The organism is Pedobacter sp. MR2016-19 (assembly GCF_014947265.1).
GTDB lineage: Bacteria > Bacteroidota > Bacteroidia > Sphingobacteriales > Sphingobacteriaceae > Pedobacter.
The window spans coordinates 139,490-152,748 of sequence record NZ_JADCNK010000010.1 but is presented as its reverse complement, the minus strand read 5'-3'; the positions used below and the strand labels follow the sequence as shown (position 1 = coordinate 152,748).

The window sequence follows — 13,259 nt, the reverse complement described above, 5'->3', positions numbered from 1 at the left end:
GTGCAGTTTTTTTAGGCAATTTTGCACCGAAAACTTATTCAATATAAAAAATAAATAATGGCTAATCTAGCAGACGAGAACAAGTTCTTTGCAGATGTTTGTAAAAACTTTGACAGTGCGGCTCAATTCACCAATCATCCGGAAGGTTTATTGAACCAGATTAAAACATGTAATAGTGTATATCGTTTCCAATTTCCAATCCGCCGCGGAAACGGTTTTGAAGTAATTGATGCCTGGCGTGTTGAGCACTCTCATCACATGAGCCCTACAAAGGGTGGTATCCGTTACAGTGAAATGGTTAACGAAGATGAAGTGATGGCGCTTGCTGCCTTAATGACTTACAAATGTGCTATTGTTAACGTTCCGTTTGGCGGTGCAAAAGGTGGTATCAAAATCAATACGAAACAATACAGTGTTGCCGAACTGGAAACCATCACACGTCGTTATACCACAGAATTAATTAAGAAAAACTTTATAGGCCCTGGTATTGATGTTCCTGCTCCGGATTACGGATCTGGCGAACGCGAAATGAGCTGGATAGCCGATACTTATATGACCATGAATCCTGGTCAGTTAGATGCTTTAGGCTGTGTAACTGGTAAGCCAATTGCTTTACATGGTATTCGTGGACGTAAAGAAGCTACAGGCCGTGGGGTAGCTTACGCCGTACGCGAATGTGTTGAAGTAGCAGAGGATATGGCTAAAATCGGTTTTAAAGCTGGTTTAGGCGATAAAAGGGTAATTGTACAGGGATTAGGTAACGTAGGTTATCACTCAGCTAAATTTTTAGCCGAATTTGGTGCTACAATTGTCGGGCTTTGTGAGTTTGAAGGTGCTATTTATAATCCTAATGGATTAAACGTTGATGAGGTTTTTGCACATCGCAAAAACACAGGTTCAATTTTAGATTTCCCTGGTGCTACCAGCTTTAAAAATTCAATGGAAGGTTTAGAGCAAGATTGCGATATCATTGTTCCGGCAGCATTAGAAAACCAGTTTACGGAGCTTAATATCCGCAATATCAAAGCAAAAATTATTGCTGAAGGTGCAAACGGACCAACTACACCAGAAGCTGAAGCCATTTTTACAGAGATGGGCGGCATCATCATTCCTGATATGTATTGTAATGCAGGTGGTGTTACGGTTTCTTATTTCGAATGGCTGAAAAACCTTTCACATGTGGCATTTGGCCGTATGGAGAACCGTTATGCAGCTAACTCAAATGCCAATCTGATCAATACTTTAGAGAACTTAACCGGTAAAACCATCCTTCCGGAGCACCGTTTAATGATTGTTAAAGGCGCATCAGAAATGGAATTGGTAAACTCTGGTTTAGAAGATACTATGATCCATTCTTATCATGAAATCCGCGAAACATTGATGAACAAACCAGGCACGCAAACCTTGAGAACTGCTGCTTTTGTAAATTCAATTGATAAAATTGCCGTTTCTTATATGAATTTAGGCGTTTGGCCATAATCAACTAATCGTCATTGCGAATCCCGGTTTTTCATCGGGAAGTAATCAAAACCCATGTTTGGTGGCTTATCAAACAAAAGGGGAATAAAGCCTTGCAGATTTAATAACTGCAGGGCTTTTTTATGGAGTAATCGTCATTTCGAGCGGAGTGCAACGAAGTCGAGAAATCTATCTTGATAGATTCCCTCTTTAGTAACTGCAAAGCCTTTTTATTTGCTCGCGCAGAAATTTTAATCTGCGTAAATCATCTAAAATCAGTGGGAAAAAATATAACAGCGCATATTTCAGTTGTCTTTTTTGGAATGAATGGCCTGTATTGCATAGTGGTGGGTTGGCCCAGCTGTACCTCCAGCCGATGAAGGATCGGCATCCGTTCCATCAGGTTTAGGTACAATGGACAGTTAATCTGCGTAAATCACCTTGAATCTGCGGGAAATACTTACTTGTTTGTCGGAATATCAACATTGAAATTAAAATTTAACGAACTGTTGAATCCATTTTTAAACGTTTTTAAAAGTTGGATCAAGGCGTTACTATCCTCATTTAAAAATAAAAGTTCCGATTCTAGTTTGATTTTGTCTTTTTCTATACTTTTTGCTTTGATCTCCAGTCGACTAAAAGTACCCAGTTTATCCGCAATTAAGGGTATTGATGTTTGTTTGATCAACTTTTTAAAATCAACTTTTAAATAAAAGAAATCGTCAGATGATATCCTTTTTAAATCAGGTTTAGCACTTTGAACCGTACTTAATTGAACATTACCATTACTGCCTTTAAAATAAAATTGGTATAAAGGAATCATTGCACTGCTAATCTTTCCGGTAGATTGATCTAATGCGCCTAGCGATTTAAGATAAGTATTCACTGCTTTATCGTCGGCATTTAGATTTATAGTAATCGATGGAATCTTCCGGTCTTGAAGTATTTTTTTCTCCACCTGCTCAAAGTCATCATTGTACTCGTAACCGACAATGGTATCTACCTGCGTAATGGTGTTTGTCCATTCAAAATCCATGTAATCTTTGTAAAATCTGAAAAAACTATCTTTTGAAAGTAGAGAAAGACTTACATCTGCATTTTTTTTAGACAAAGCAGGTTTAAACTTCCCGTTTAACCACATACTCACTGTACTTTGGGGATTTAAAATCCGATGCTTAGGTTCAGCAGCAGGTTCTATCCATCTATTCACCAATTCACTGTTAAAATCAATTTTTCCATCTGTAAAATTAACTTTGCTTAAAGTTTCTTCATTTTGAAAAGACAGGTGATCGGAAAAGCTGGCCATTTGCTCAAACTTGCTATCGCTAATTTTAACCATGTTTTTCTGAGCCTGTATTTCTTCCAGTATATTTTTTACCGGCTCCTTTTGCAGGGTAAATGCCAGGCTTACCGTTTTATTGTTGAACAGAAGGCAAAATGTTGAGTCTGCAGACTGGAAAAAATGAGTATCCTTTTTGATTAATGCAAGCTTTTTCAGAATAAAGCGGTTAAATGCCAAACTGTCGGCTATTTCGAAACATGAGAAAAAAGTATTTTTAGCCCTTCCTTTTAACGTGTATATATAAATGTTTGCGGGTATTTTTAAGCCTGTGTTTAAATCGGTTAACCTTTCTTTGATCCCTTTTTTGTCTGCTCCTGAATATTGACCAGGATGTTTCAGATAACTAACTGCAATGGTTTTGTATAGCTCATCAACATTAATTTTAAGCAAAGCATTGGTAGAAACAGGGATGGATATCTTATTGGCCTGGATTTGTCTGTATTTGAAAAAGCCGAAATAACAAAGCAGCAGCAATATTACTATCGCTGCTGTTATTTTTAAAAATTTCTTCATGGAATATGGTTAACTGTTTAAAACGGTTAATCGGTTAACTGTTGCATTGCATACTGAAGGTTGCCAACCAATCTACTTCGCTGCATTTTCAATTAACGAGAATAAATATTTCAATGCATTTTCATGTCCGTTCGGAATTTCGGCGCTAATATCTGCTGAAACCAATCTGCCCTTAATCGGGTTCGATTTCATGTACACATTGCCCATTTTTTCTAAAGTACTGTTAAATTTCTTAGCGGTTTCTTCACCACCAATTTCCGAATCTGGCACTTTACCTACAAGATTTTTAGCATTAAACAGGAAGCTGAAATTGTTTTTGCTTAACAGGTCTTTGTGCAGTTTGCTGATTTTGTTGTTGTATTGATTATTACTGATGCTTTGCATCTCGCTTAAAGAATTACCAAAAAAAACAATTCCGTCTTTAATCATAAAGTAAATATCAATCGGGCTTTTCTTCTCCTGAATTTTATAAATGTTGTTTTCAACCGTTATCATATTTTTATGAATACCATATTTAATCAATTTGTTGATCAATCTGGTATCTTCAGAAGAGAACATGAAAAGGAAATCAGGTAAAGTTTCATTTTTGGTTTTTGTTACCTCTTTCTGATTGTAATCATCATCATATTCATAAGTGGTATAAGTAACTTCTTTGGTTTTTAATCCATTGATTACGAATAGTGCATCACCTTTAATTACTTTGCTTACTGCTTCTTCATCAAGCAAAAGACTGAATAACTCAGTGCCAAGATCAATTTCCTCTTCCATTTTACCGCCCAAAAATGAACCGTAAGTTTGTTTCATTAACTTCGGGAATTCTTCTAAATAGGATTTAGTATCAATAGAATAGCTCATAAAACCAAGGGCTTTTTCACTGTCTACATATTTCAGAAAGTTTTTGTTCAACTTCCTGTTCATAATTTTTTTATAAGCATCTGCTTGTTCCTGAGCCAGCTCTAAGCCCGTAGAAATACGGAAACTTTTGTTATCCATAAAAAGTTTGGCGTTTAAACTGCCATAACCTTTCATGAGACCTGCTTTGCCATAAGTGCCAAATTCTGGCGCAATTGAATTGTAAACATCCTGCAGGCTAGATACCCAAAGTTCTGCAATGGCTTTGTTATCCAAACTTGAGGTATAAGATTTATTTGTCTCAATAGATTGGTAAGTGCCGTTGAAAATATTATCGGCCTGAGCAGTCATCCAGGTAAAAGCCAGTCTTTTTTTCTTGGCATCCTGTTCTGCCAGTTCCTTCTGGTACTCTTGATAGTGCTTTTCATCACCAGCCTGATTATAATTTTCAGCGTCTGCTACATCGCTTGAAACATAAGCTACAGCACTATCCCTTACCGCATCATCGGGCATGTCTGGTGATATTCCATCATAAATAAAACCATCACTAACTGGCTTTTTCTTTTTACCAGCAGTAGATTTCTTTAGTGTTTTACCTTTAGTGGCTTTTTTTGATGATTTTTTCTTTTTATTAGTGGTTTTTGTCTTTTTATAAGATTTTACTTTAGCGGGAGTATTAATCTCTTCAGGATAAGCAACCGTCGCCACAGAATCTACAGCCACAGCAGCACTATCTAATCCTACTGTATCCCACCCATATTTTGTGTATTTAATCCCATAACGGGCAGATTTAACAGAATCGGCAAAAAACGAACTTTTAATGCTTCCAGTTACAAAATAAAACATGTTATTGTTCCATTTGATAATACTCGTACTATCAGGTAAAACCATTGTACGGATATCGCCCTGCTGCGTAAATTTTTTCTCTTTGTTTTCAATCAAACTTTCAAATTTTTTGGCATCTTTTATCGGGATCAAAAAACAGTTGTAGGTAATACTATCGCTCAACTGGTTGAAGTAATACATGTTTTTCTCCAGGTTAATCCCGAAATCTTCTATACTGGTAAAGTTTTTATCCAGAGATTTAGAGGTTTCCGTCAATAATTTCTTGCCTACAAAAGATTCGTTGAAATCTTTAACAAACATGAGCTTAAAAACATTATCGCCTTTTATAGTAGCGACTGTGAAAGCATTTGATGGGATTTTTTTGACTAAATCCTGTGCCTGCGCAAAGTTTAGTGATAAAAACAGGGAGATGGCAATTAGAATTTTTTTCATTTAGATAGATTTTTTAGAGATAAGGATCATGTTTATTTTACCATTGAGGCTATATACATGATTTATTTAGATAGTTGTATAGTGTTTGATACGTTAATTTTTCCGTTAATTAAATCCATAATGCTGTTTTTTAACATCACGGCTTTTTTGGATTTCGACATGTTTGATGCCGGATTGGCGCTACTTGTTACAGGAGATTCGAAACGATAGATGCTGGTGTAGGTAGCACCGTTAAAAACCGCCTTGTCTTTTGCTTTTAATTTACTGAATTCTGTTTTAGCGGTACCGATTGCCTGGTATTTTCGGCTAAAGGTTTTGGTAGCCTTGTTATAGGTATAGGATGAAGTATTGGTTGCTTTAATTTTTTGCTGCGCAAGAATATTTTTGGTGATGTTGTTGATATTCGAAACGTCTTTAAAAGAAAAGCTGATGGTTGCGATGTAATTATTAAAATCACTCGTGCTTTTTACATTCGAAATTCCTTCTGATTTTCTCAGATAGGACACTGCTTCATTTAATTCTTGTTGAATTTTCTGTTTACTGGGAACTTTATAGCCCTGTACACTATCTAACAGCATTACAGAAGCCACCTTTGTTTTACTCTGACTTAAGTTTATGGTCAGGATAACATCACCAGTACCATTGTTTTTCATCGAAATTTCTTCAATTACCTCAAAGCAGGAGCTTAAAATGGGTGTCAAAAAGATAAATAACAATAACTTATAAAACTGTTTCAAGTTCATATTAATCCGGTTTATGTTTACTGTGTGGAATGTGAAAAGGGAATAATTATCTGACAGGCCAAACTTAATAATTTCAAGCCGAACTTTTAAGCGATTTAAGATATTACTTAAGATCGGTTATAAATAGGGATTCAGAACAAATATTTCCCCTTCAAAAATCAGTTGATTGTCAATATAAAGACAAGAAAAATGTAAAAGAATGCTGGCTAAGCCTATTTTTCTATCTTTGTTGCCAGCTTTTACAACAAGTATAACCATGAAGAAAAGTGCAATCATTGGGTTGATTACCATCGCGATTTCCGTAGGGATTTTATTTAGCTTAAACGCAAATACCGACACCTACTCTAATTTCAAACAAGCAACTCTTTCTGAGAAAGAAGAACATGTTATGGGCTATTGGGTAAAATCAATGGGTACTTACTACGATGCCGTAAAAGACGCGAACCATTTTTCATTCCACATGAAAGATGAAAAGGGAGAAGTGAGAGAGGTAATTTACGCTGGTACCAAACCGCAGGATTTCGAAAAATCAGAAAAATTAGTGCTTATCGGTAAAATGGATAAGGACAAATTTTACGCATCGAAAATTTTAATGAAATGCCCATCTAAATATAATGATAACCTGGTAGAGGTTAATAAGGATGGCAAAGTCGAACAAGTAAGCAAAGACGGCGGGAAAAAATATAACTAATTTATTTAATGGATATTCAATTTGTAGGCGAACACCTGTTACCAGGTAAAATCGGACAGTTTTTTATTGTTCTGGCATTTAGTGCATCATTACTATCAACTATATCGTATTTTTTTGCCAGCCGCGATAAAAATTTAGAAGAAAAATCCTGGAGAAACTTAGGCCGTATTGGATACCTGGTTAATTTTGCCAGTATTATCGGTATTGGTGCCATTTTGTTCTATCTGGTACTCGGCCATTATTTTGAGTATTATTACGTTCAATCTCACTCATCAAAGCAACTTCCTGTATATTACATCATATCAGCGTTTTGGGAAGGACAAGAAGGTAGTTTTTGGCTTTGGGCTTTCTGGCAATCATTTCTTGGTACGTTGTTGATTTGGAAAGCCAAATCATGGGAAAGCCCTGTAATGACAGTTGTAGCCTTTTCTCAGGTCTTTTTAACCTCAATGCTTTTAGGTGTAGAAATTTTCGGTGAGCGGATTGGAAGTTCCCCGTTTATACTTTTAAGAGATGCCATGGATTTAAAAGCACAGGCACCTGTGGTTTTTGCGAATCCAGAAAATTATAAAAATTACCTTAAATTCATCACTGATGGAAAAGGATTAAATCCATTATTACAAAACTATTGGATGGTGATTCACCCGCCAACTTTGTTTTTAGGTTTCGCCAGTATGGTTGTGCCTTTTGCTTATGGCATTGCGGCTTTATGGCAAAAAAGATATAAAGAATGGATTAAACCAGCTATGCCCTGGGCGCTTTTTGCGGTGATGGTTTTAGGTACGGGTATTATTATGGGGTCTTTCTGGGCTTACGAAGCGTTAAACTTTGGCGGTTTTTGGGCCTGGGATCCGGTAGAAAACGCTTCTTTAATTCCATGGTTAACCCTAATCGGGGCCGTACACGTAATGATCGCGTATAAAAATACAGGTCATGCTTATTTTACCGCAATCGCTTTAGTATTCTTAAGTTTCTTATTGGTGCTTTATGCATCTTTTTTAACCCGAAGCGGGATTTTAGGCGACACTTCTGTACACTCGTTCACTGATATGGGAATGTTTGGTCACCTAATATTGTACAACGTAGTTTTTGCAGTTTTGGCCATAGCCTTGATTGTAGTACGGTGGAAAGAATTGCCGATTACCACCAAAGATGAAGAAACTTATTCGCGCGAATTCTGGATGTTTATTGGCGCTTTAGTGGTAACCATTGCTTGTATCCAGGTCATATTCTCCACTTCTGTTCCTGTATTTAACAAAGCCTTTGGAACAAACTTTACGCCGCCAATTGATGCTGTAAAATATTACAATCAATGGCAAGCGCCTTTCGCGGTATTAATTACCTTAATTTCAGGTTTCTCTCAATATTTAAAATACAAAAGAACAGATCCGCGCAAATTTTACAGCAGTCTGGTATCAGCAATCATCTTCTCGATCGTGTTAACAGCAGGTTTGGTATATGTCACTGGTATATATACCAATACCATGTACATTCTGATTACCTTTAGTTGTTTATTTGCAGTACTTTCTAACGCTGCGGTATTATACCAGGCTTTCGGTGGCAAGGCAAAATTGGCCGGATCAGCAATTGCGCATATTGGCTTTGCTTTCCTGATCTTAGGTGCATTAATTTCTGCGGCGACCAACAAACCACTATCCATCAATGCGAATAATTTTATCCCGGTAAAAGATTTCGAGAAGACGGAAAAACCTGGTGAGAACATCATGTTATATAAAAACGAGCCCAAAAAGATGGGTAAGTATACTGTAACCTATGTAGCCGATACTACTGTAGCGCCCAATACCATTTATACGCTTAATTTTAAAGTTTTAGATAAAGAAGGTAAGGTTAAAGAAGATTTTAATTTGCATCCGCACACGCAGGATAATCAGAAAATGGGCTTAATAGCTTCTCCTGATACCAAGCACTATTTAACTTACGATGTTTATACACACATTACCAGTGCAGCTATTAAACAGGAATCGCATGATGACCATGAAGGGCATTCGGATGATGAAAACTATAAAGCACCACGTATTGTTAAAGTTTCAGTAGGCGATACCATCCATACTTCGAGCGGTGTGATTACGGTGAAAGATTTAGATCGAAAACCTACTGCCAAAGATTTAGCACTTGCGCAAGGCGATTATGCGGTTGGTTTACCATTAGAAATTAATGCGGCCGGTAAAGTTTACAACACGGAGCCTATTTTCTTAATAAAAGGTAATAATACTTTCGATTTCGCCCGTAAAGTGGATGAATTAGATTTGAAATTCCGTTTTTCGAGGGTTTTGCCAGATGAGAAAAAAGTAGAGCTTCAGATTTTTGAAAAACCTCAACAAGCTAAAGATTGGGTTGTTTTTAAAGCAATTGAATTTCCTTTCATCAATTTATACTGGGCTGGTACCATCGTAATGGTTGTGGGTTTCTTACTTTCAATTTTTAGAAGGAGAAAAGAGGCCAAAGTCGCATAAAATCATGAAAATTGTTTTATTAGGTTCTGGAAATGTTGCCACACATTTAGCAAAAGCTTTAAAAAGCAAGGGCGAAGAGATCGTGCAGGTGTACAGTCAAAACCTGGATAATGCAACCTTATTGGCACAATCGATTGCAACTGAAGCCATCAACGATTTAAATGAAATTAAGCAAAATGCTGATTTATATATCATCTCGGTAAAAGATGATGCGATTGAAAGCGTTGCTAAATCATTGAAAAATGTAACTGGTCTGGTGGTACATACCTCTGGAACTACAGATATTAATGTTTTATCATCACAAGTTGCTAAAGCGGGGGTATTTTATCCTTTGCAAACTTTTTCAAAAGAAAAAGCGGTTTCATTTGAAAATATTCCACTTTGTATTGAAGCGAACGATGAAAGTCAATTAACGATTTTAAGCAATCTCGCTGCTAAAATTAGCAGGGAAGTATATAAGTTAAATGGCGAGAAAAGAAAAGTATTACACCTGGCAGCGGTATTTGCCTGTAATTTTCCGAATCACCTATATGCTTTGGCAAATAAAATTTTAAGTCAGAACGATTTGAATTTTGAAATCATCAGGCCATTAATTGCCGAAACAGCCGAGAAGGTAATGAGCAACCTGCCTGAAAATGTGCAGACTGGGCCAGTAGTTAGGGCTGATGAAAGCACTTTAAATAAGCATTTGAGCATGTTAACCGATATGCCTGAATTGCAGAACATTTATCAAACATTGAGCGATAGCATAAAATTAACGCTGAAATAGCATAATTACGGCTTCTGCTTATTACTTTTGCAAAATAATTATGAGCATTTTTAAACTAAAAATAAATTTTGAAGAAGCAGATCACGAATCTATTGAATTGCCAATAGCTGCCGGCGAATCTGTTTTAGATGTTTGTCTGGATAATGGAATCGAATTACAGCACAACTGTGGTGGTGTTTGTGGTTGCAGTACCTGCCATGTATATGTAACAAAGGGCATGGATAATATCGAAGAGATTTCTGACAAAGAAGAAGACTTTATCGATAGGGCAGTCCGTCCGAAAATTACTTCACGTTTAGGTTGCCAGTGTGTGGTGATTAACGGCGATATCGAAGTGACCATTCCAGACCAGTCTGACTTTATGGGGCACTAGGTTTTAGTCTTAAGTCCAAAGTCCTTAGTCGGGAGTCGATTAGCCAATTTAAACAGTTAACCGATTAATCAATTTCAACAATTAACTAACAAAACAACATGAATAACGATAAATTTGCTTTACCTTTTTATTGGAACGACTACGAAGATATAGCAATGTCTTTATATGAGAAATTTGGTGATGATTTTACAGAAGCCAAAATCTACCGTATCCGCTTTACTGAACTTTTAGAATGGGTTTTAGAATTGCCCAACTTTAAAGGTACTCGCGAAGAAAGCAGTGAAGGCCATTTAGAGCAAATTCAATCTGCCTGGGTATACGAGTGGAGAGATAATCAGTAACTAGTCTTGAGTTCGGAGTCCTCAGTCTTGAGTCGGCACCGAGCGCCTAACTCTAAACGCCAAACGCGCCAATGTTTCTCCACAAATTAAAAGAAATTACCACTTTCATTTTTGATGTAGATGGTGTGCTTACCGATGGATCAGTTCAGGTTACTGATAATGGTCAGTCATTGCGCACTTTTAACATTAAAGATGGCTATGCCATGCAATTAGCCGTTAAAAAAGGATATAACATCTGTATTATATCTGGTGGTGATGGCATTGCCATGGGGAAGCGATTTTTTAATCTGGGCGTAACCGATGTGTTCCTCGGAACAGGAGATAAGGTTGCCATTTTCAATCAATATCTTCAATATAAGGGCATTACTTCAGGAGAAGTGCTTTATATGGGTGACGATATCCCTGATTTAAAAGTAATGAAACTCGTAGGGCTTCCAACCTGCCCGGCTGATGCGGTAGAAGAGATAAAAGCAATCTCTACATTCGTTTCCCCTTACAATGGAGGCAAAACAGCTGTGCGTGATATTATCGAAAAAGTAATGAAAGTACAGGGCAGGTGGCACGATGAAAATCCAAATGCTGCCGACTCAGGTAGGTAGGTTTCATTAGTTCACTGGTCATTGCTAGTTGAGCATTGATCATTACCCTAACCGCAATTGTCATCCTGAGCGTAGTCGAAGGATCTCTCTACACGCATTTTCAAGAAATAACTTAGTAATAGATTTCGCCGTTTCACTTCTTTAAAGTCAAGATGATGATATAAGTTATGACTATTGATTATTGTAAATTTAACATTGGTCATTGTGCTTTCCATGATTGTCATCCTGAGCGTAGTCGAAGGATCTATTTCTAATGTATTATAGATTTCGCCGTTCCGTTTCACTTCAGTCGAAATGACGATACTAAGAAACAGAATGACGTTCTCGTTATAAATCTTCAGTTCAAAAATTTGCAATACATCAGATAATATGCGAGATTTACATCAATTAATCAATCGATTGATTAATTTATTGATGTAAAAACATAATTTTTAATCATATGAGTACATACCTTGTACCTGTCGATTTTTCTAAAACAGCTGATCATGCTGCGAAATATGCTGCCAGGTTGAGTTTCGCGATGACGAACTCAAAAATTATACTGCTTAATGCTTATTACGTTTCCGAATACGAGAGCATTCTTCCTACCCCTGATATGCTCATTACTACTGATGAAAATATCGCCGACGAAATTACCAAAAGGCTCGAAGCACTCGAAAAACTGAAGTCAAAAATGCTGGAGATTAATCCCAAGGCCGAAATAGAGGTTTCTCTAACAAGGGAAACCTTATTAAGGTCAATCATTGATCGGGTAAATAGGGAAGAAATCGATGTCATTATTATCGGAAGTAACGGTAAAAAAGCGAAAGACGAAAGTGATATCGGTTCTAATGCGATTAAAATTTCTAAATCGAGTCCGGTGCCGGTTTTGGTTGTTCCGCCTAAGGCCGACTATCAATCGATCCGTAAAGCCATTTTAGCCTGCGATTTTAAAAAAGTTAAAGAGGTGATCCCGATGCACGCACTCAAAAATATCCTGAGCAAACACGTCCTCGAACTTTTGGTGCTCAATATTAATTCTGGTCATAAGATCGATTCACAGGAAGAACATTTTTTACATGAGATGCTTAAAGATTTTTCGCCGGCATATCACTACGCTGATCATCCCGATACGATTAAAGGAATCGTAAAATTTGCCAAAAGCGAAGAAGCCCAGTTAATTATCGCACTTCCAAAGAAGTATAGTTTTTTTGAAAGTTTGCTGCACGAAAGTGTATCTCAAAGGTTAACGATTAAATCGCATGTGCCGGTGTTATTGTTGAAAGATTGATATATTTTATTTCGCAACAGCTTAGTTACATAGCGACTTTAAACTTTCATTTTCTTTTACACTCCAACAAACTCAATTTGGACCAAAAACAACAAAAGAACAACATGAAAAAATTAATGATGATTTGCGGATTAATGCTAGGTATAGCTGGTTTCGCTAACGCGCAGCAAGGTGGCGGACAAGGTAGAATGATGATGAAACCTGAAGAAAGAGTAAAATTGCTTGACGAAAAATTAAAGTTATCTGATGATCAGAAAACAAAGCTAACCACGGTTTTTACTGAGCAGGCTGAAACCATGAAAAAAATGCGCGAAGAAATGCAAGGTGGTGGGGATAGAGATGCGATGAGAGAGAAAATGCAAAAAATGCGTGCTGATAACGACGCAAAAGTTACTGCGGTATTAACTGACGATCAGAAAAAAGCTTACGAAGCCTGGCAAAAAGAGCAACGTGCTGAAATGGAAAAACGTAGACAGGGTGGTGGAAACAACTAAATCTTGTTAAAATATCAAATAAGAAAAGCGGCTTTATGTCGCTTTTCTTATTTTAGCAAAAA

The 13,259-nt window shown here is 36.9% G+C and carries 12 protein-coding genes; 9 read left to right on the top strand and 3 right to left on the bottom strand.

Annotation, left to right across the window (positions count from 1 at the left end; genetic code table 11):
• Positions 1-57 precede the first annotated feature (57 nt).
• Complete coding sequence (locus IM793_RS14725) at positions 58-1,479, top strand: Glu/Leu/Phe/Val dehydrogenase (RefSeq protein ID WP_121282630.1); 1,422 nt, start codon at positions 58-60, stop codon at positions 1,477-1,479.
• Between the two features lie 439 nt (positions 1,480-1,918).
• On the opposite strand, the gene IM793_RS14720 is transcribed toward IM793_RS14725, so the two are convergent.
• The 3 genes from IM793_RS14720 to IM793_RS14710 form a co-directional block, all read right to left on the bottom strand.
• Complete coding sequence (locus IM793_RS14720; RefSeq protein WP_193422576.1) at positions 1,919-3,313, bottom strand: hypothetical protein; 1,395 nt, start codon at positions 3,311-3,313, stop codon at positions 1,919-1,921.
• Positions 3,314-3,385: 72 nt separating this feature from the next.
• Positions 3,386-5,443 carry a hypothetical protein gene (locus tag IM793_RS14715; RefSeq protein WP_193422574.1) on the bottom strand — a complete coding sequence of 686 codons (2,058 nt, stop codon included), beginning with the start codon at positions 5,441-5,443 and terminating at the stop codon, positions 3,386-3,388.
• Positions 5,444-5,505: 62 nt separating this feature from the next.
• Positions 5,506-6,186, bottom strand: a complete 681-nt coding sequence (locus IM793_RS14710) for a hypothetical protein (RefSeq protein WP_193422572.1) — start codon at positions 6,184-6,186, stop codon at positions 5,506-5,508.
• A gap of 256 nt (positions 6,187-6,442) precedes the next feature.
• Between IM793_RS14710 and IM793_RS14705 the strand changes: the two genes are divergently transcribed.
• The 8 genes from IM793_RS14705 to IM793_RS14670 all read left to right on the top strand — a co-directional run bounded on the left by IM793_RS14705 (position 6,443) and on the right by IM793_RS14670 (position 13,197).
• Positions 6,443-6,877, top strand: coding sequence for a cytochrome c maturation protein CcmE (locus IM793_RS14705; protein WP_132394877.1), 435 nt, complete (start codon positions 6,443-6,445; stop codon positions 6,875-6,877).
• Positions 6,878-6,885: 8 nt separating this feature from the next.
• The gene (locus IM793_RS14700) at positions 6,886-9,351 is read left to right on the top strand and encodes a heme lyase CcmF/NrfE family subunit (RefSeq protein ID WP_193422570.1); all 2,466 of its coding nucleotides are present in this window, start codon (positions 6,886-6,888) and stop codon (positions 9,349-9,351) included.
• A 4-nt stretch (positions 9,352-9,355) separates the two neighbouring features.
• Complete coding sequence (locus tag IM793_RS14695; protein ID WP_193422566.1) at positions 9,356-10,120, top strand: Rossmann-like and DUF2520 domain-containing protein; 765 nt, start codon at positions 9,356-9,358, stop codon at positions 10,118-10,120.
• 40 nt (positions 10,121-10,160) lie between these two features.
• Positions 10,161-10,493, top strand: a complete 333-nt coding sequence (locus tag IM793_RS14690) for a 2Fe-2S iron-sulfur cluster-binding protein (protein WP_029275355.1) — start codon at positions 10,161-10,163, stop codon at positions 10,491-10,493.
• Between the two features lie 98 nt (positions 10,494-10,591).
• Positions 10,592-10,834: a Fe-S cluster assembly protein IscX gene (gene iscX / locus IM793_RS14685; protein ID WP_088300868.1), complete on the top strand. Its 243-nt coding sequence runs from the start codon at positions 10,592-10,594 to the stop codon at positions 10,832-10,834.
• A 71-nt stretch (positions 10,835-10,905) separates the two neighbouring features.
• Entirely contained in the window at positions 10,906-11,433 is a 528-nt protein-coding gene (locus IM793_RS14680) for an HAD family hydrolase (protein WP_193422564.1), read from the top strand.
• Between the two features lie 439 nt (positions 11,434-11,872).
• On the top strand, positions 11,873-12,703 hold the full coding sequence (locus IM793_RS14675) for a universal stress protein (RefSeq protein ID WP_193422562.1): 831 nt from the start codon (positions 11,873-11,875) through the stop codon (positions 12,701-12,703).
• Between the two features lie 104 nt (positions 12,704-12,807).
• A complete protein-coding gene (locus IM793_RS14670; RefSeq protein ID WP_132394872.1) occupies positions 12,808-13,197 on the top strand; it encodes a hypothetical protein in 390 nt (129 codons plus the stop codon).
• The last annotated feature ends 62 nt before the right edge of the window (positions 13,198-13,259 follow it).

Bases quoted from the DNA above. Each gene is read 5' to 3' on its own strand.
- IM793_RS14725 (WP_121282630.1), top strand. From the start codon at position 58: ATGGCTAATCTAGCAGACGAGAACAAGTTCTTTGCAGATGTTTGTAAA.
- IM793_RS14720 (WP_193422576.1), bottom strand. From the start codon at position 3,313: ATGAAGAAATTTTTAAAAATAACAGCAGCGATAGTAATATTGCTGCTG.
- IM793_RS14715 (WP_193422574.1), bottom strand. From the start codon at position 5,443: ATGAAAAAAATTCTAATTGCCATCTCCCTGTTTTTATCACTAAACTTT.
- IM793_RS14710 (WP_193422572.1), bottom strand. From the start codon at position 6,186: ATGAACTTGAAACAGTTTTATAAGTTATTGTTATTTATCTTTTTGACA.
- IM793_RS14705 (WP_132394877.1), top strand. From the start codon at position 6,443: ATGAAGAAAAGTGCAATCATTGGGTTGATTACCATCGCGATTTCCGTA.
- IM793_RS14700 (WP_193422570.1), top strand. From the start codon at position 6,886: ATGGATATTCAATTTGTAGGCGAACACCTGTTACCAGGTAAAATCGGA.
- IM793_RS14695 (WP_193422566.1), top strand. From the start codon at position 9,356: ATGAAAATTGTTTTATTAGGTTCTGGAAATGTTGCCACACATTTAGCA.
- IM793_RS14690 (WP_029275355.1), top strand. From the start codon at position 10,161: ATGAGCATTTTTAAACTAAAAATAAATTTTGAAGAAGCAGATCACGAA.
- iscX (WP_088300868.1), top strand. From the start codon at position 10,592: ATGAATAACGATAAATTTGCTTTACCTTTTTATTGGAACGACTACGAA.
- IM793_RS14680 (WP_193422564.1), top strand. From the start codon at position 10,906: ATGTTTCTCCACAAATTAAAAGAAATTACCACTTTCATTTTTGATGTA.
- IM793_RS14675 (WP_193422562.1), top strand. From the start codon at position 11,873: ATGAGTACATACCTTGTACCTGTCGATTTTTCTAAAACAGCTGATCAT.
- IM793_RS14670 (WP_132394872.1), top strand. From the start codon at position 12,808: ATGAAAAAATTAATGATGATTTGCGGATTAATGCTAGGTATAGCTGGT.